This window comes from Aeromicrobium endophyticum (genome assembly GCF_003586285.1).
GTDB lineage: Bacteria > Actinomycetota > Actinomycetes > Propionibacteriales > Nocardioidaceae > Aeromicrobium > Aeromicrobium endophyticum.
This window is the reverse complement of the sequence record NZ_QUBR01000001.1, coordinates 992,738-1,008,554: the sequence shown is the minus strand read 5'-3', so window position 1 is coordinate 1,008,554 and position 15,817 is coordinate 992,738. Positions and strand designations below refer to the sequence as shown.

The following is a 15,817-nucleotide window of genomic DNA, read 5'->3' as shown; positions in this document are numbered from 1 at the left end:
CCTCTAGCCCATCAGCATCCCGGCCCTCAGGCCGCCACGGAAGGACCAGCATGTCGACCGACACCTCGCCCGCCAATCTCCACGAGCTGCGTGGAGGACTCGATGACCACGGCACCGCGCTCCCCGGGACGTTCCCGCTCGACGTCGGCGGAGAGCTCCGCGAACCCACGACGTGGGTCAAGAACGTCGACCCCGCTACCGCAGGAACGCTGGCGACGGTCGCGTCCGCGACACCTGATGAGATCGACGATGCCGTGGTCGCGGCTCGTGGGGCTGCCCCCGGGTGGGCGGCACTGGCGCCCAGCCAGCGCGGCACGTTGCTGCGCAGGCTGGCCGATGTGGTCCGTCGTGACGCTGACGTCCTCGCGCGTCTCGAGACCCGCGACACCGGCAAGCCACTGACGCAGGGACGGGCGGACATCACCGCAGCCGCTCGCTACTTCGACTTCTACGGCTCCGTCGTCGAGGGATTGCTCGGCGACTCCATCCCGCTGGGCCCCGGTTCGCTCGCTGTCGTCGATCATCAGCCCCATGGAGTCACGGGCCACATCGTGCCCTGGAACTATCCCGCGCAGATCACGGCCAGATCGGTGGGTGCCGCCCTGGCAGCCGGCAACGCAACAGTCGTCAAGCCCGCGGACGAGGCTCCGATGGTGGCCTTGGCGTATGCACGTCTTGCCAGGGAGGTCGGTTTCCCGGCCGGCGTGCTGAACGTGCTGCCCGGAGGCGCCGATGCCGGTTCTGCGCTGACCGCCCACCCCGACGTCGACCACGTGTCGTTCACCGGGTCCGTTGCGACGGGTCGGCTCGTCGCCGCGGCCACCGCTGGCCGTGGTCGTCCTACGCTGCTCGAGCTGGGCGGCAAGTCGGCGCACGTCGTGCTCGAGGGAGCCGACGTGAGCAGGGCGGCGCCAGTCATCGCCCGCGCCCTGCTGCTGCACGCCGGTCAGACGTGCACCGCCGGGACGCGTGTGATCGTTCACGAGTCGCTGCACCGGGAGCTCGTCGCGGCGCTCGCACCTCACTTCGAGGCGGCCACTCTCGGCCTCGGCCTGACTGATCCCACCGTCGGCCCGGTCGTGTCGGAGCAGCAGGCCAGGCGCGTGCAGGGATTCCTGGAGCGAGCCGAGTCCGAAGGTGCCGTCGTCGCGGGTCGGGCTCCCGCCGTCGAGGGCCTCACGGGATTCTTCGTCCCGCCCGTCCTGTTCGACCAGGTGTCGCAGGACACCGAGCTGTTCGCGGAGGAGGTCTTCGGACCGCTGCTCGCGGTGACCATGGTGGCATCGGACGACGAGGCGATCGCCGCAGCTCACAACAGCCGTTACGGCCTGACCGGGGCCGTGTGGTGCCAGGACATCGACCGTGCCCTGCGCACGGCTCGCGGCCTCGACGTAGGCCAGGCCTATGTCAACGGCTACGCGCCGGGTGGTGGCGTGGAGCTGCCGTTCGGGGGGACGCGTGACAGCGGATACGGCCGGGAGAAGGGCGTCGAGGCCCTGCGCGAATACTCGCGCATGCGGACGCTCTTCGTCGACATCGCCGGCGCATGAGCGGATTCTCGGCCGACCGAGGTCGCGGCGTCACCGTGGAGAGCCCCGCCGGAGGGTCGCTCGACGACTCCCACCTCGTCGAGGTGTGGGGCGACACCGTGGACGAACGCCACGTGAAGATCGCCGTCGCGCTCGGCGTGCTGCTCGCCGTACCGTCCTTTCTCGGTGCCCGAGAGGTGCTGACGACCACGATGGACAACCAGGACCTGGCGCGCACCTACTCGATGCTGACAGGCCTCGCGGCCTGCCTGGTGTCGGCGCTGGTCTCGGCGCGGCTCTTCGAGCCGAAGCGCATCGTCACCGAGCGCCAGCTCGACCCGGAGGAGCAGATCGCTGCGGCGATGGAGCTCGCCCAGCTGCCGCAAGGACTCGGCACTCTCGACTCCTTGAGCGAAGGGGAGCAGGAAGACATGCGACGCCTCGGGTTGTACGACGTCTTCGCGGAGGCCGAGCGCCGGATGGCGCTGCAGGCACAGACCGCCACCGGTCATGTGACGCCTGGAGGCATCCCATGAGTGTCGAGGTGCTCGACGGCCTGACCGCCGCCCTGCTGGCAGGTCTCGCGGGAGCCGTCATCTTCTCGCTGCTCGGTCTCGTGTCAGGTACGGACGAGACGGCGACGCTTGCCCCGTTGACCCTGGCGGTCGTGCTTCTGGGCGTCCCCCCCGCAGGTGTGCTGACCTTCTTCATCGCGGGCGCTGCGGCGAAGCACATGACCCACGCGGTGCCTACGACGTTGCTCGGCATACCCGGCGACACCATGGCGATCGCGGTCATGGAGGAGGCCAACTACCTGCGACGTCTGGGCGTCCCCCACATCGCGCTGCGCAAGATGATCTCGGCGGCGCTGATCGCGGCCTTGATCGCGGTACCCGTCTCGGTCCTTGCCGCCAGCGTGCTCGCCAACGTCGCCGACAACCTCCGAGAGGTCGTGCCGTACCTGTTTCCGATCATCGCGATCGCCATCGCGTACCTCTCGCGGGGCCGCTGGGCCTCGGTGCTGGCACTGGTCCCGCTCACCGCGATGATCACGGGGCTCAACTCCTACGTCTCAGCCGAGACGGGCAAGACCCTCGCGATCAGCTTCTTCGTGGGTCTGGCGATCGGGCCGATGATCGTCGACCTGGTCGGGCTGTCGTCCCCGCTGCTTCGTCAGTCGCTCGTCCGAGACAAGCGCCCGACGTTCTGGCTGGCACCGGAGGCACCTGAGTCGGGTCGTCGTCGGATGCAGAACCCACTCACGGTGCTGAACGGCCGGGAGATTCGCGACACCTCGATCGCCGCCGCCGCGACGAGCCTCACCTTCGTCGTGAGCCCCTTGGCGATGGCGATCCTCGTGGGCGACGTCGTCGGCTCGCGGGTGAAGCACGCCTATCAGCGGCTCACTCGGGTGATCTCGGTCCGCAACGGTGTCACGGACTCGACGTATCTCGCTGAGACGTTGATCCCCTTGGTGGCCGTAGGACTCCCTCTCAGCCCGATCGCCGCCGGGGCCGCGGCTCCGCTGTTCAACGCGCCGCCGGTGTTCACGGTCGGCGGGGACGGTGTGGAGCTCGAGAACCTCCACACCATGCTGTCGGCTCCGCAGTTCCTGGTCTTCAGCCTGATCGGCGTGAGCCTGGCCGGGTTGATCGCCTACCCGCTGACGGTCCGTTACGCCCGCCGAGCGGCGATGTTCGTCGCCCGGCGGCTGAGCCACGAGGCAGTCATCGGAGCCTTCGCCGGGCTGGTGCTCGTCGTCGCCATGTACGAGGGCGGCCTCTACGGCGTCATCGTGATGGTGACCGTCGGCCTGGTCGGCGGCATACTCAACAAGACGATCGGCATGCACGTCGGCGTCCAGTGCATGGCGTACTACGTGTCCGTGCTGTCCGTCCCGGTGCTGCTGGGATGAGCGTCACGGCGTGGCCTGTCCTCCCGGCGACACATCCGGAGGCCGGCCTACCGACCAGCGTCTCGGTGTACGAGGTGGGTGCCCGCGACGGCCTGCAGGCCGAGATTGGCATCGTCGCGACCGAGGAGAAGATCCGCTTCCTCCTGGCCCTCCGGGACGCGGGTCTCCGGACCGTCGAGGCCACGAGCTTCGTCTCGCCACGGTGGGTGCCTCAGCTCGCCGACGCGGCCGAGGTCCTCGCCGGTCTCGGCGACGACCTCGCGCCGTACCCGGTCCTGGTGCCCAACCAGCGTGGCCTGGAGCGGGCGCTCGAAGCCGGTGCCACGGCGGTGGCGGTGTTCGTCAGTGCCACCGAGACCTTCGCGCAGCGCAATCTCAACATGACCCGCGGGCAGGCTCTCGAGGCGGCGCAGTCCGTCGCGGCCTCGGCGCTGGATGCAGGCCTCACGGTGCGCGGATACGTCTCGATGTGCTTCGGCGATCCGTGGGAGGGACGCGTTGCTCCCCAGGCCGTCGCCGAGGTGTCGCGATCGCTGATCGACGCCGGTGCCTACGAGGTGTCGCTCGGCGACACGATCGGCGTCGGCACAGCAGGTCACGTGCGGCACCTGGTCGACGTGCACCGTGCCCATGACGTCCCGGTCGACAGCGTGGCACTCCACTTCCATGACACCTACGGCCAGGCGCTGGCCAACGTCCACGCCGGGCTCCAGGCCGGCGTCAGGTGCTTCGACGCCTCGGCCGGCGGCATCGGCGGGTGCCCATTCGCGGGGACGGCCACCGGCAATCTCGCGACCGAGGACCTGCTGTGGATGCTCACGGGCCTCGGGATCGAGACAGGAGTCGATCTGGCTCAGGTCGTGGCGGCAGGTGCTCGGATGACGTCCTTGCTCGGGAAGCCCACGCAGTCCCGCGTGGCTGCGGCGCTCGGATGACCGGCGGGATCCTGGGCCCGCGAGCCCAGGGGCGTCTGGGTCAGCGGCTGAAGGGGCCCGTCAGGACGGCCCACTGCAGCAGCATGATGGTCTTGGCGTCGACGACGGTGGAGCCGATGCCGGCCAGCGCCTCGTCGACCGTCAGCTCGACCAGCTCGATGTCCTCGCCCTCGGCCTCGACGCCGTGGTGCGTCCCGTCGACGTCGTCGCGCCGGTAGGGCGCGGCGTAGAAGTGGATCTTCTCGGTCACCGACCCGGGGCTCATGAACACGTCGAAGACGTGCTCGACGTCGCCGACGGCCACGCCGGTCTCCTCGGCGGCCTCGCGCCGGATCGCGGTCTCGGGATCGTCCTCGTCGAGCAGCCCGGCGGGCGTCTCGAGGAGCATGCCGTCGGGGTGGCCGTTGACGTAGACGGGGTAGCGGAACTGGCGGGTCAGCAGCACGGTGCGCCGCGAGACGTCGTGCAGCAGGATCGTCGCGCCGTTGCCGCGGTCGTAGGTCTCACGACGCTCGGTGCGCCAGGTGCCGTCGGAGCCACGGATGTCGAGCGTCGTCGCGCGGACGACGTACCAGTCGCTGGCCAGCAGCTCGACGTCCTTGACGACGACGTCGGGGTTGCGGTCGAGACCGAGCCCCGTCAGGTGCAGGCCGGTGCGGCCGCGGCGGTCAGGGACGTCGACGCCAGCAGTCATGCGACCAGCCTGCCAGGTGAGTGCACCGGAGGGCGAGGCCGCTCCGGCCGTGCGAGTGTGGAGGCCCGACCGATGGGAGCACACCATGGCCGCATCATCTGAAGACGCCGACCGTCACCCGCTCTGGGCGCTGCAGCGCCAGCTGCTCGAGGGTCACGTCTGGACCGACCTGACGCACGCCTTCCACCCGGGCCAGCCGCACTTCCCCGCGTTCCCGGACGAGGAGCGCACCCAGGTCTTCGACGTCTCGAAGGACGGCTTCACGGTGCACCGTCACACGATCGTGGGGCAGTGGGGCACGCACGTCGACCCGCCGTCGCACTTCGTCGAGGGTGCCCGGACGCTCGACGCCGTGCCGATCGAGCAGATGATCCTGCCGCTGGTGGTGCTCGACATCTCGCACCGGGTCGCGGGCGACCCCGACGCCGTCCCGACGCTCGACGACGTCACGGCCTGGGAGGAGCGCAACGGTGCGATCCCCGCGGGATCGTTCGTGGCGCTGCGCACCGACTGGTGGAAGCGGTGGCCCGACGCCGCGGCGATGGAGAACCGCGACGCCGACGGCGTCAGCCACGCGCCGGGCTGGTCGCGCGAGGTGATCGAGCGGCTGGTCGACGCCGGGGTCACGGCCGTCGGGCACGAGCAGACCGACACCGACGCGGGACGCTCGACGTCGGCCGGCGACTACGGCCTCGAGCTGCTCTGGCTGCAGCACGACCGCTGGCAGGTCGAGCTGATGGCTCGTCTCGACGAGGTGCCCGAGGCGGGTGCGCTGCTGGTCGCGTCGTGGCCCAAGCCGCTCGGGGGGTCGGGGTTCCCGGCCCGCGTGTTCGCGATCCATCCGACCGGCGCCTAGCCGACGCGACCGGCCGTGGCGCGGGGTCAGTCGCTGGTGGCGTCGTCGACGCTCTCGTAGAGCGCGAAGACGTCTTCCATGCCGGTGACCGACAGCACGCGACGGACGATCGAGTTGGCGCCCGCGATGCGGAACGTGCCGTCGTCGCGCGTCAGCTGCCACCCGCTGACCAGCGCGCCCAGGCCCGACGAGTCCATGAAGTCGACGCCGGTCAGGTCGACCACGACCCGGGCGTTGGAGTCGCTGAAGCGCTCGACGATGTGGGCGCGCAGGGTGCGTGCGGTCTCGACGTCGATGTCGCCGGCGAGCTCGATCACGTCGAACTCGCCGCGCACGCGATCGGCGATGGTCAGGCTCATGCAGGCTCTCCCGTGAGGTCGGTGCAGCGGCGCAGGGCGACCACCGTCAGGTCGTCGTCGAGCGTGCCCGGGACGGCCGTCAGCAGGTCGTCGATCCAGGCGTCCAAGGTGTCGGTGTGGTCGGAGTGCGCGGCCGCGGCCGCGAGGCTGTCGATCGAGACGTCGATCTCGACGCCGCGGCGCTCGACCAGGCCGTCGGTGTAGGCCAGCAGGATGTCGCCGTCGGCCAGCGTCAGGCGGTCGGTGCGTGCCTCGCCGTGCGCCACGCCCAGCAGGGGACGACCCGCGTGCGGCATCACCCTCACCTCGTCGCCCGACAGCAGCAGCAGGGGCGGGTGGCCAGCGTTGGCGAGCTCGACCTCGCCGGTGCGGGGATCGAGCGCCACCACCACGGCCGTCGCGGTCTGGCCCGGCAGCAGCGACTGCACCAGCACGTCGAGACGGTCGAGGCACGCGGCGGGGGAGTGGCCGTCGAACATGTAGGCACGCAGCGCCGTGCGCGCCTGCGCCATCGCCGTCGCGGCCGTGACGCCGTGCCCGGCGACGTCGCCGACGCTGACGACGAAGCGCCCGTCGGGCAGGTGGAAGGCGTCCCACCAGTCGCCGCCGAGCTGGCTGCCCTTGGCCGGACGGTAGCGGGCGAGGACGTCGTGCCCCTCGACCGTCGGCGCCTCCTCGAGCACCACGGTGCGCTGCAGCGACTCGGCGATCGCGGTGTGCTCCTGGCTGCGGCGCAGCAGCTCGCTCGACAGGTGCTCGCGCAGGCTCTGGGCCGCGGCGACCTGCCACGCGAGCCAGGGCGCGCTGCGTCCGCGCACGACCTGGCGCCACTTCGCGAACGACTTGCGGGGGCTCAGCCGGACGTTGGGGTTCTCGGCGAGCGCGAGGGCCTTGTTGGTGGGATCGCCGCCCCAGTCGACGGTGCGCTCGATCTCGGGGCGCAGCCACATGAGCCAGCGGTCGGGACCGTTGCCCACGTGCAGGGCACCGGCGGCGACGTCGGCGATGTGCTCCAGCTCGGGCGCCAGCACGCTCAGGTGGTCGGACGCCGTCGGCTGTCCGGCGGGCCCGTCGAGCTGGCGCGCGATGAGGTGCAGATCGGCCTCCGACGGCACCTCGCCGACCGTCAGCAGGCGACCGTCGACATACAAGGCCGCGCCCTGCGCGTCGACGAGCTCGAGCAGGCGCTGGTCGTCGAGCAGGGCGTCGTAGAGCGGGCGGGTGTCGGCCGCGAGGGCGGCCGTGAGGCGTGCGAGGGTGACGCTGGCGCGCAGCTCGTCGGTGTGGGTGTCGGCACGCTCGCGGTCGTCGATCAGCTGCGACGCGGTCTGGCCGAGGAACTCGGCGGCCGACCGGGCGTCGTACGGCACGCGCAACGGCCCGGAGTAGTGGTGGCACGCGACGAGCCCCCAGAGCAGCCCGTCCTTGACCATCGACACCGACATCGACGCCGAGACGCCCATGTGTGACAGGTACTCGATGTGGATCGGCGACACGCTGCGCAGCACCGAGTGCGACAGGTCGAGCGGAGCCCCCGTCGACGGGTCGATGACCGGCTCGAGCGCCACGGGCGCGTACTCGATGTCGGCGATCAGCCGGGTCCAGTTGACGGTGTAGAGGCGCCGCGCCTGGGCCGGGATGTCGGTGGAGGGGTAGTGCAGGCCGAGGAAGGGGTTGAGGTCGTCGCGGCGGTCCTCGGCCACGACCTCGCCGTTCCACTCGGGGTCGAAGCGGTAGACCATGACGCGGTCGAAGCCCGTCAGGTGCCGGATCTCGGAGGCGAGCTGCTGGCAGAGCTCGGCGGTTGTCGACGACTGCGTGAGCCGCGTGACGGCGGCGCGCGCCGAGCGGTACGACACGGTCTGGCTCGGCACCGGCACGGTGACGGGCTCGACCTCGACCACGATGCGCCCGCCGGAGCGGTGCACGATGATGTCGACCTCCTCGCCGGCCAGGTCGCCGTGGCCGGGAGGCATCGTGGTGCGGATGGGCGTGCTCATGTCGTCGGCGGCCACGGCCTGGGCGACGGACGCCGCGGGCTCCTGCCCCATCGCGTCGCCGACGTCGGTGCCGATGAGGTCGTGCGCGGGACGACCCAGCATCTGCGCGCAGTTGCGCGACACCGTCACGACCCGGTGCTCGGCGTCGAGCGCGAGCAGCAGACCGTGGGGTTGGATGGCGCCCGGGATGTGGATCGGCTCGCGCTCGCAGTTGGTCAGGTCGGGCGTCGAGTAGGCCGGGGTGTGGGCTGCGGCACGACTCAGGTCAGGGATCACGGGGCGTCTCTCGTAGGGCGCACCGCCTGGTGGCTCAACCGGTTCGTCGCAAGGCTATCGCTTGCGGGGACCGGCTGCCGTTCAGGCCACGCACTCCATGCACAGCGTGGCACGGGGGAACGCCTCGAGACGAGCGCGGGCGATGGAACCCGAGCACGACTCGCAGATGCCGTAGAGATCGGCGTCGAGGCGGGCCAGCACGTGCTCGATCTGCGAGAGGATGGCGGCGGCGTTCGCGGCCTGGACGGCGTCCTGCATCAGCTCGGAGCGCTGCGACGCGACGTCGAGCTCGTCGTGCAGCACCTCGATCGTCGCGGCCGACACGTCGCCGGTCGCGTCGACTCCGAGCACGACGAGCTCGGCCTGGATGCGCGTCACCGAGCTCTCGAGCAGCTCGCGGATGGCGGACAGCTCGGCGGGCGTCCAGGCGGGGTCGGTGGTGGGGTCGAGCTCGAGCGTCATGGCGAACCTCAGGGGGGCGGGGAATGAAGGTTGCTCCCTCATACCCCGCCCCCCGGCGGTCAATCGCCGCTGCGACTAGATCTTCGGCGCGGTGTCGGTGCCCGTCACGTCGGTCGGCGCGGGGGCCGGCGGGGGAGTGGTGGCCGCCGGCGGCGGCACGGGGGCGACGTACGGAGCAGGAGCGTCGCCCTTGCGCTTGAGGATCGCGAACGCGGCGGCACCCGCACCGGTGAGGATGCCGACGGCGGCGACGCGGCGCAGACGCTTGCGCTGCGGCTTGACCTTCTCGGGCAGACGGTCCTGGACGTTCTCGGGCAGGCGGTCGAACAGGTCGTCGCGCAGGTCGAGCAGCTGGTCGCGGTCGGGCAGGTGCGACACGATCTGGTCGCGGACCGCCGGTGCGCGGTCGGCGACCTGCTTGCGCAGCTCTCCGGTCTGCTCGACGATCTGGTCGCGGACGGCCGGCGCGCGGTCGGCGACCTGCTTGCGCAGGTCGTCGGTCTGCTCGGCCAGCTCGCTCAGCTGGGCCTCCAGCTTGTCGCGGAGGGTCTTGTTCTTGAACGGCCTCGTCATGTCGTGCTCCCTTGTGTGATGGGTTCGGGTCGGGTGGGACGGTGGTCGGCTGGTGCTGGGTGGGTCGAGGATTCGCGCCGGTCAGCGTGGTGCCGCTGAGTCGAGACTTTCACCTCTCGTGCCGTGGCGCGAGGCGGCCCCGGCACTCGGTGGGTCGGCGCCGAGCTCGGCGAGCGGGTCCTTGCGACGTCGCATGCGCGCCAGGACGTCGTCGAGCGTCAGCTGCTGCAGGTCGTCGCCGAGCTCGCGCCAGGTGCGCGGCACGGCGACGCGCGGCTCGATGGTGCCGCGCAGCGAGTAGGGCGCGACCGTGGTCTTGTTGCCGTTGTTCTGGCTCCAGTCGACCAGCACCTTGTCGGTGCGCTCGCTCTTGCGCATCGAGCTGACGACCAGGTCGGGCAGCTCGGACTCGAGGGTCTTGGCGAGCTCGTGGGCGAAGGCGTTGACGTAGTCGGAGTCGTTGGTGCCGTCGAGGGCGGCGTACAGGTGGATGCCCTTGCTGCCGCTCGTGACCGGCACGGCCTGCAGGCCGACGTCGCGCAGGAGCCCCCGGGCGGCCTTGGCGACGGTCACGCACTCGGGCAGACCGGTGCCGGGCCCGGGGTCGAGGTCGAGCACGAGCCGGTCGGGGTGCTGGGGGACGCCGTCGTCGTCGACGCGCCACTGCGGCACGTGCAGCTCGAGGGCGCCGACCTGACCGGCCCAGGCGAGGGAGGCCTCGTCGTCGAACACCGGGTAGGTGTTGGTGTGGTCGCGGTGCTCGATCGCGACGCGCCGGATCCACGTGGGAGCGGAGTCGGGCAGGTTCTTCTCGAAGAACACGTCGCCCGGCCGGTCGGCGGTGCCGACGCCGTCGACCCATCTCTTGCGCGTCACGATGCGCCCGGTCACGTGGGGGAGCAGGTGGGGAGCGATCGCGAGGTAGTACGCGATGACGTCGGCCTTGGTCGTCCCGGTGGACGGGTACACGACCTTGTCGGGGTGCGTGAGGCGGAGTCGCCGACCCGAGACCGTGACGTTCTCGGTGCTGGTCGCCATCGGATGCCCTCTCGGTGGCCGTGGATGTCGCGATCTGGGGAAATTTCTTGTACCCGGGTCGCGATGGACGAAACCCCTGCCGTGCGACGGGTTTCGTCGCGCCTAGTTCTTTCGTACTAGACGCAGTAGTCAGAATTGACTGAACAAGTCTTGCGCAACCTTGCCCCGAGGTGCGATGGTGAGACAGCTGGTTGAGCAGAAGCCCGCAATGGATCGAGACATTGAGAGAGTCATCGTGAATTCTGCTCCCACGCAAGTCGCCCAGATCCACCCCGACGACACCGCCGCACAGCTCCAGGCCGCGGCGGCCGCATCGCCCGTCGAGCGCGCACGCATCGAGGACGAGGTCGTCCGCCGTCACCTCGGGCTCGCGCGTCACCTGGCCGGTCGCTACGCGGGCCGCGGTGTCGACCGCGACGACCTCGTGCAGGTCGCCAACTTTGCCCTGGTCAAGGCCATCCGCGGCTTCCACCACGACCGCGGCGAGTTCGTCCCGTTCGCGACGGTGACGATCCTGGGCGAGATCAAGAAGCACTTCCGCGACCACTGCTGGAGCGTGCGCCCTCCCCGTCGCATCCAGCAGATGCAGGCCGACATCACCGCAGCGTCCGAGCGTCGCCTCCAGAACGACTCGCGCACCCCGCTGGTCGCCGAGATCGCGCACGACATCGACGCGTCGGAGTCCGACGTGCGCGAGGCCATGGCCGCCCGCGGCTGCTTCTCGCCGACGTCGCTCGACCAGCCCATGCGCGAGGACGGCCAGCCGCTGGGCGAGACCCTGCGGTGGGACGAGCCGGCCTACGCCTTCATCGACGACTGGGTCACCGTGGGCCCCCTGTGCCAGGACCTCACCGACGACGAGCGTGAGCTGTTGCGCCTGCGCTTCGTCGAGGACCGCACGCAGCAGGAGATCGCCGATCTGGTCGGTGTCAGCCAGATGCAGGTCTCGCGCCGCCTGTCGAAGCTGCTCGAGCAGCTGCGCGTGCGCGCCTCGGTCGACGACGCCGCCTAGGTCGAGCGGTCCCAGCGCCCGGGTCCGCACGGCCGACATCGGTCGTCGTTGGTAACGTTCTCGTGCCGGTTCAGCAGCAGCCGTCTGCTTCGCGAACCGAAAAGAGCAGCCGTTGCCACGCATCACCTTGGTGTTCACGCTCAGTGACCCCCGAGCCCAGGCCGACCTGCTGCGCGAGTTCGCCCTGCACGACGGCGTCGTCGCGACGCCCGACGAGGTCGAGGGCGCACCGGCGATCCGCATCGAGGCCCGAGACGCGGTGAGCAGCCTGTGGGACGTCCGGGCGACCGTCGGGATGTTCGACGACCTGGCCCGCGAGTGGTCGGCTCAGTGAGCGCTGGGGGGACGGCTCGGCGCGAAGGTGCTGCTGGAGAAGGCCGGGGCAGCGTCCTGGGAGCCGATGTGGTCGGCGATCGACGAGGCCAGCTCGGACGCTCGCACCATCGCTCCGTCGAGACTGCCGGTCGGCAGGCCGAACGGTGCGTGCCAGATCATCGACACGTCGTGGCTGTCGCCGCACTGGCGGCACAGGTGGTCGAGCCGAGCCGCGGCCAGCTCGTCGTCGGACGTGGCGCACACCGCGACGACGTGGGTCGCGGGCATCTCGCGCGACGTGAGGTCGGACAGCGCCTGCTCGCCGGCGCGGGTGTCGAGGCGCACGATGGCATGGGTCACGGAGGCGAGCCAGCCCATCGGGGTGGTGACCGAGTGCGTGCTGCAGCCTCGCCGGCCGAGCTCGTCGCTGATGGCTGCGCCCAGTGCGTCGCGGTCGCCGAAGAGCGTGACGGTGGGACCTGCCAGGTGGAGATCGGTGGTCATGTGGCCATCCCTTCGTGGAGCCTCGAGACGGCGGGTGCCGACGGCGCGACGGACCGGGACGGTTCGTTGCGGAACTACACCCGATGCGCAGTACCCTTGGCGCGCGTGTCCAAACCGCGGACGCACGTCGACCGACCGGCCGTCGCGACGAGGTCGTCGCGATGAGGCGCCCCGATCTTCGAAAGGTGTCATCGATGGAAAGCCTGACGTTCTTCTCGCAGATGGCCCTCGACCTCCACGACGCCCCGACGTCCGAGAGCACGATCGAGCGCATCGCCGAGTACGCCAAGCTCGCGATCGGCTGCGACGAGGCCGGCATCATGCTGGTGCACGCGCGCAACCAGATCGAGACCGCGGCCGCCACCGCGCAGCGGGTCGGCGAGTCGCACAGCCTGCAGATCATCCACGACGAGGGCCCGTGCCTCGATGCGATCGACGGCCACGACCACTACCACTCCGACGACATCCGCATCGATCCGCGCTGGGCGAAGTGGGGCCCGGCCGTCGCCGAGCTCGGCCTGCGCAGCGTCCTCAGCCTGCGGCTGGAGACCCGGGCGCGCCGTTACGGGTCCCTCAACCTGTACGCCGAGCGGGTCGGTGCGTTCGACGAGGACGACCTGGCCGTCGCGACGATCTTCGTGCGACACGCGTCCGTCGCCATCGCCAACGCCCACAACGAGGAGGGCCTGCAGGTCGCGATCGACGCGCGCAAGCTCATCGGGCAGGCGCAGGGCATCTTGATGGAGCGCTTCGACATCGACGCCGACCGGGCCTTCGAGTTCTTGCGGCGTCAGTCGCAGTCGCACAACGTCAAGCTGCGCTACGTCGCCGAGTGGGTCGTCGACCACCGCGACACCCCGGACGCGACCTTCTCGGCGCCGGCCGACCAGGACGCCTCGGTCAGCTAGCCCGGCGGGACGACTTCTTGGCGGGCGCCTTCTTCGCGGCCGTCTTCGCGCTGGCGGCCTTCTTCGCGGCCGGTTTCTTGGCAGCGGCCTTCTTCGCCGGGGTCTTCTTGGCCGGCGCGCTCTTCGTGGCGGGGTCCTTCTTGGCCGTGGTCTTCTTGCGGTCGATGCTGCGCTTCAGCGCCTCCATCAGGTCGACCACGTCGGCGTCGTCGTCGCTCTCCTGCCCGCCGAAGGTGGCGCCGGTGTCGAGCGCGGCGCCCTGCTCGAGCTTGGCCTCGACCAGGGTGCGCAGCTGCTCCTGGTAGTCGTCGGTGAACGCCGCGCTGTCGAAGTCGCCGGTGAGCGAGTCGACGAGCTGGGCGGCCATGTCGCGCTCCTTCTGCGTGATGCGCGGGGCCTCCTTCAGCACGTCGAAGGTGGGCGAGCGCACCTCGTCGTCCCAGAGCAGCGTCTGCAGCAGCAGCACGTCGCCGCGCACGCGGAGTGCGGCGAGGCGGGTCTTCTGGCGCAGCGCGAAGCGGACGATCGCGGTGCGGTCGGAGTCCTCGAGGGCGCGGCGCAGCAGGGTGTACTGCTTGATCGTCGCGGCCTCGGGCTCGAGGTAGTAGCTCTTGTCGAGTCGCAGGATGTCGACCTGGTCGGCTGGCACGAACTCGACGACCTCGATCTCGTGGTTGCGCTCGGCCGGCAGCGACTTGATGTCCTCGTCGGTCAGCACGACGGTCTGCCCGCCGTCGTCGTAGGCCTTGTCGATGTCGCCGTAGTCGACGACCTTGCCGCAGACCTCGCACCGCCGCTGGTAGCGGATGCGCCCGCCATCGGCGTCGTGCACCTGGTGCAGCGGCAGGTCGTGGTTCTCGGTCGCGCTGTAGACCTTGACGGGCACGCTGACCAGCCCGAAGCTGACGGCGCCCTTCCAGATGGATCGCATCCTTCATTCCACCGCGGCCGGGGGCAGGTCGCAACGCCTGGGTCCCGGTGGGTCGGCAACGACGCGCACGCGTCGGTGACCTCTCGACCGTCTGCCGCCGCATGCGGTGCCAGATGCACCGCCCGGCAGGGGAGGTTCAGCGGAACCGGGCGAAGCGCCTGCGGGGCTCGTCAGGCTTCGGGATCTCGACGAATCCCGGGTCGTACGGCTCGAGGCCGGCCTTGATGCGAGGGCGGAGCGCCGCCGCGGCCGCCGCTGGGTCGTCGAAGGGGATGCCGGCGAGCTGGTTGGGCGAGTGACGCCACCACTGCAGCGCGACCAGTGCGTCGCGGACGTCGTCGGGCAGGCGCTTCTTGATGACCTTGGCGGGCAGGCCGCCGCAGATCGTGTAGGGCGGGAGGTCCTTGGTGACGACGGCGTTGGCCGCCACGATGCAGCCGTCGCCGATCGTGACGCCCCGCAGCACGACGACGCCGGCGCCGAGCCAGACGTCGTTGCCGATCCAGGCGCGGTCGGGGCCGACGCTGCGGAACGACTGGCGTCCACCGGCCTCAGGGTCGATCACCTCGGCCTCGGCGGCCGCGGGGTGCCAGCCCCACGTGGCCGCCTTGTACTGGAACGCCGAGACGCCCATCCACGTCAACGGGTGGCCCGTGGCGCCGATCGTCGAGTTGTTGCCGATCTCGCTGTAGCGGCCGATGTCGGCGGCCTGCACCTCGACGTGCTGGCCGAACTCGGTGAAGCAGCCGACCCGGGTGTCGGAGCGCAGCAACAGGTCGCCGAGCACGCGGACGGGGGGCTCGACGAGTAGGCGCGACGAGCCGACGCGTCGGACGTGATGGTCTCCACGGATGTGCTCGGACACGTTCCTCCTCGGGGCGGACCTCAGGCTATCGACTGCCATCATGGGCGCGTGAACCGTCCTGACCTGCGGATGCTGCTCCGCGATCGCCGCCACTGGCGGGGCACGGTCCACGAGCTGTGCGAGATCCGTGCCGACGGCTCCGTCGGGGGTGTCATCGCCTCGGCGAAGCAGTCGCTCGACCGCGCCCGGTTGACGCTGGTGTTCCACACCGACGTCGAGCACAACCGGCCGCTCTTCGCCTTCGCCAGCGACCACGTCTGGGACACGTGGGGCACGTACGCGGTCACGGACGACCGGGGAGTCGTGCTCGGCTCGTTCCGCAAGGACGTGAAGGCGTCCTTCGGTCGCTCGACCTGGCACCTCGAGACCGCCGACGGCATCACGGCCGTCGGACGCGAGCGCAGTCGCCTCTGGGCGCTCGTGCGGCGGTTCTCGGACGATCCTCCGCTCCGGTTCGACTTCGCGACCGGCGACGGGCACGTCGTGCTCTCGACCGCCCGCCGATGGGTGCTGCGCCGCGAGTACGACCTGGCCCTCTGGGGCCTGCCCGACGGTCGCCGGCTCGACTGGCGGCTGGCAGCGGCCGTGGGGTCGGGCGTCACCCTTTTGCAGCGCGACTGATCGCGCGCCGACCCGGTGACGACT

The 15,817-nt window shown here is 70.7% G+C and carries 18 protein-coding genes; 9 read left to right on the top strand and 9 right to left on the bottom strand.

The features are described 5' to 3' along the window. Positions 1 to 50: 50 nt before the first annotated feature. Genes DX116_RS05010 through DX116_RS04995 form a run of 4 tightly spaced genes read left to right on the top strand, consistent with a single transcriptional unit; the run spans position 51 to position 4,379 of the window. Positions 51 to 1,550 carry an aldehyde dehydrogenase family protein gene (locus DX116_RS05010; protein ID WP_119703068.1) on the top strand — a complete coding sequence of 500 codons (1,500 nt, stop codon included), beginning with the start codon at positions 51 to 53 and terminating at the stop codon, positions 1,548 to 1,550. Beyond that, positions 1,547 to 2,065, top strand: coding sequence for a hypothetical protein (locus DX116_RS05005; protein WP_119703067.1), 519 nt, complete (start codon positions 1,547 to 1,549; stop codon positions 2,063 to 2,065). The genes DX116_RS05010 and DX116_RS05005 overlap by 4 nt, the downstream gene beginning before the upstream one ends. Next, entirely contained in the window at positions 2,062 to 3,444 is a 1,383-nt protein-coding gene (locus DX116_RS05000) for a tripartite tricarboxylate transporter permease (protein ID WP_119703066.1), read from the top strand. Before DX116_RS05005 ends, DX116_RS05000 begins: the two co-directional genes overlap by 4 nt. Beyond that, complete coding sequence (locus DX116_RS04995) at positions 3,441 to 4,379, top strand: hydroxymethylglutaryl-CoA lyase (protein ID WP_119703065.1); 939 nt, start codon at positions 3,441 to 3,443, stop codon at positions 4,377 to 4,379. Before DX116_RS05000 ends, DX116_RS04995 begins: the two co-directional genes overlap by 4 nt. A gap of 40 nt (positions 4,380 to 4,419) precedes the next feature. Here the strand turns inward: DX116_RS04995 and DX116_RS04990 are convergent, their stop codons facing one another. Beyond that, positions 4,420 to 5,073 carry an NUDIX domain-containing protein gene (locus DX116_RS04990; protein ID WP_119703064.1) on the bottom strand — a complete coding sequence of 218 codons (654 nt, stop codon included), beginning with the start codon at positions 5,071 to 5,073 and terminating at the stop codon, positions 4,420 to 4,422. Positions 5,074 to 5,158: 85 nt separating this feature from the next. Here DX116_RS04990 and DX116_RS04985 point away from each other — a divergent pair, with 85 nt between their 5' ends. Beyond that, complete coding sequence (locus DX116_RS04985; RefSeq protein WP_119703063.1) at positions 5,159 to 5,929, top strand: cyclase family protein; 771 nt, start codon at positions 5,159 to 5,161, stop codon at positions 5,927 to 5,929. Between the two features lie 26 nt (positions 5,930 to 5,955). Here the strand turns inward: DX116_RS04985 and DX116_RS04980 are convergent, their stop codons facing one another. The 5 genes from DX116_RS04980 to ligD all read right to left on the bottom strand — a co-directional run bounded on the left by DX116_RS04980 (position 5,956) and on the right by ligD (position 10,637). Next, positions 5,956 to 6,288 (bottom strand): STAS domain-containing protein, encoded by a 333-nt coding sequence (locus DX116_RS04980; RefSeq protein WP_119703062.1) that lies wholly within the window; start codon positions 6,286 to 6,288, stop codon positions 5,956 to 5,958. Beyond that, positions 6,285 to 8,564, bottom strand: coding sequence for a SpoIIE family protein phosphatase (locus tag DX116_RS04975; protein ID WP_119703061.1), 2,280 nt, complete (start codon positions 8,562 to 8,564; stop codon positions 6,285 to 6,287). The genes DX116_RS04980 and DX116_RS04975 overlap by 4 nt, the downstream gene beginning before the upstream one ends. An 81-nt stretch (positions 8,565 to 8,645) precedes the next feature. After that, entirely contained in the window at positions 8,646 to 9,026 is a 381-nt protein-coding gene (locus tag DX116_RS04970; RefSeq protein ID WP_119703060.1) for a TraR/DksA family transcriptional regulator, read from the bottom strand. Positions 9,027 to 9,101: 75 nt separating this feature from the next. Continuing rightward, positions 9,102 to 9,599 (bottom strand): hypothetical protein, encoded by a 498-nt coding sequence (locus tag DX116_RS04965; protein ID WP_119703059.1) that lies wholly within the window; start codon positions 9,597 to 9,599, stop codon positions 9,102 to 9,104. Between the two features lie 81 nt (positions 9,600 to 9,680). After that, positions 9,681 to 10,637 carry a non-homologous end-joining DNA ligase gene (gene ligD / locus DX116_RS04960; RefSeq protein ID WP_119703058.1) on the bottom strand — a complete coding sequence of 319 codons (957 nt, stop codon included), beginning with the start codon at positions 10,635 to 10,637 and terminating at the stop codon, positions 9,681 to 9,683. Between the two features lie 235 nt (positions 10,638 to 10,872). Between ligD and DX116_RS04955 the strand changes: the two genes are divergently transcribed. Both DX116_RS04955 and DX116_RS04950 read left to right on the top strand, forming a co-directional pair. Next, complete coding sequence (locus tag DX116_RS04955; protein ID WP_158591900.1) at positions 10,873 to 11,649, top strand: sigma-70 family RNA polymerase sigma factor; 777 nt, start codon at positions 10,873 to 10,875, stop codon at positions 11,647 to 11,649. A gap of 112 nt (positions 11,650 to 11,761) precedes the next feature. Next, positions 11,762 to 11,983 carry a hypothetical protein gene (locus tag DX116_RS04950; RefSeq protein ID WP_147393581.1) on the top strand — a complete coding sequence of 74 codons (222 nt, stop codon included), beginning with the start codon at positions 11,762 to 11,764 and terminating at the stop codon, positions 11,981 to 11,983. On the opposite strand, the gene DX116_RS04945 is transcribed toward DX116_RS04950, so the two are convergent. Then, on the bottom strand, positions 11,977 to 12,468 hold the full coding sequence (locus DX116_RS04945) for a hypothetical protein (protein WP_119703055.1): 492 nt from the start codon (positions 12,466 to 12,468) through the stop codon (positions 11,977 to 11,979). The two genes, DX116_RS04950 and DX116_RS04945, sit on opposite strands and share 7 nt — an antisense overlap. Before the next feature lie 194 nt (positions 12,469 to 12,662). On the opposite strand from DX116_RS04945, the gene DX116_RS04940 reads away from it, so the two are divergent. Then, complete coding sequence (locus tag DX116_RS04940; RefSeq protein WP_158591899.1) at positions 12,663 to 13,376, top strand: GAF and ANTAR domain-containing protein; 714 nt, start codon at positions 12,663 to 12,665, stop codon at positions 13,374 to 13,376. Here DX116_RS04940 and ku read toward each other — a convergent pair. Further along, on the bottom strand, positions 13,369 to 14,307 hold the full coding sequence (gene ku, locus DX116_RS04935; protein WP_119703053.1) for a non-homologous end joining protein Ku: 939 nt from the start codon (positions 14,305 to 14,307) through the stop codon (positions 13,369 to 13,371). The two genes, DX116_RS04940 and ku, sit on opposite strands and share 8 nt — an antisense overlap. Positions 14,308 to 14,443: 136 nt before the next feature. After that, the gene (locus DX116_RS04930) at positions 14,444 to 15,172 is read right to left on the bottom strand and encodes a CatB-related O-acetyltransferase (protein ID WP_158591898.1); all 729 of its coding nucleotides are present in this window, start codon (positions 15,170 to 15,172) and stop codon (positions 14,444 to 14,446) included. A gap of 48 nt (positions 15,173 to 15,220) precedes the next feature. Here DX116_RS04930 and DX116_RS04925 point away from each other — a divergent pair, with 48 nt between their 5' ends. After that, a complete protein-coding gene (locus DX116_RS04925) occupies positions 15,221 to 15,793 on the top strand; it encodes a hypothetical protein (protein ID WP_119703051.1) in 573 nt (190 codons plus the stop codon). Positions 15,794 to 15,817: the final 24 nt, after the last annotated feature.

Coding starts and splice junctions, on each gene's coding strand:
- DX116_RS05005 (WP_119703067.1), top strand. CDS start 1,547: ATGAGCGGATTCTCGGCCGACCGAGGTCGCGGCGTCACCGTGGAGAGC.
- DX116_RS04940 (WP_158591899.1), top strand. CDS start 12,663: ATGGAAAGCCTGACGTTCTTCTCGCAGATGGCCCTCGACCTCCACGAC.
- DX116_RS04985 (WP_119703063.1), top strand. CDS start 5,159: ATGGCCGCATCATCTGAAGACGCCGACCGTCACCCGCTCTGGGCGCTG.
- DX116_RS04990 (WP_119703064.1), bottom strand. CDS start 5,073: ATGACTGCTGGCGTCGACGTCCCTGACCGCCGCGGCCGCACCGGCCTG.
- DX116_RS04965 (WP_119703059.1), bottom strand. CDS start 9,599: ATGACGAGGCCGTTCAAGAACAAGACCCTCCGCGACAAGCTGGAGGCC.
- DX116_RS04945 (WP_119703055.1), bottom strand. CDS start 12,468: ATGACCACCGATCTCCACCTGGCAGGTCCCACCGTCACGCTCTTCGGC.
- DX116_RS05000 (WP_119703066.1), top strand. CDS start 2,062: ATGAGTGTCGAGGTGCTCGACGGCCTGACCGCCGCCCTGCTGGCAGGT.
- DX116_RS05010 (WP_119703068.1), top strand. CDS start 51: ATGTCGACCGACACCTCGCCCGCCAATCTCCACGAGCTGCGTGGAGGA.
- DX116_RS04995 (WP_119703065.1), top strand. CDS start 3,441: ATGAGCGTCACGGCGTGGCCTGTCCTCCCGGCGACACATCCGGAGGCC.
- ligD (WP_119703058.1), bottom strand. CDS start 10,637: ATGGCGACCAGCACCGAGAACGTCACGGTCTCGGGTCGGCGACTCCGC.
- ku (WP_119703053.1), bottom strand. CDS start 14,307: ATGCGATCCATCTGGAAGGGCGCCGTCAGCTTCGGGCTGGTCAGCGTG.
- DX116_RS04980 (WP_119703062.1), bottom strand. CDS start 6,288: ATGAGCCTGACCATCGCCGATCGCGTGCGCGGCGAGTTCGACGTGATC.
- DX116_RS04970 (WP_119703060.1), bottom strand. CDS start 9,026: ATGACGCTCGAGCTCGACCCCACCACCGACCCCGCCTGGACGCCCGCC.